The sequence below is a fragment of the Pantoea sp. Ap-967 genome, assembly GCF_011752565.1.
Classification (GTDB): Bacteria; Pseudomonadota; Gammaproteobacteria; order Pseudomonadales; family Pseudomonadaceae; genus Aquipseudomonas.
Genome location: NZ_VWXK01000117.1, coordinates 1 through 253 on the forward strand (window position 1 = coordinate 1; position 253 = coordinate 253).

General features: G+C 59.3%; 1 protein-coding gene. It reads left to right on the top strand.

What is annotated here, in order from left to right; translation table 11 throughout:
• The coding region (locus F3J45_RS29760; protein WP_167061942.1) for an IS3 family transposase at positions 1–94 on the top strand (94 nt) is incomplete at its 5' end.
• Between the last annotated feature and the right edge of the window lie 159 nt (positions 95–253).

A 253-nucleotide genomic window follows, 5' to 3' on the forward strand; every position in this document is an offset into this window, starting at 1 on the left:
CGAGTACATCCATTACTACAACCACGAACGAATCAAAATGAAGCTCAATGGCCTGAGTCCTGTGGCTTACAGGACTCAGGCTGAGGTAGCCTAGCTTCGACCGTCTAACATTTGGGGCGCAGTTCACGATCCGGTAGGAGCGAGCGCAGCTCGCGAACACCGGCAAGGCCGGTGCCAAACCCCCGCAGGGCTGCGATGCAGCCCATCGCGAGCTCTGCTCGCTCCTACCAGGCCAGCGTAAATCCTTGCCCCG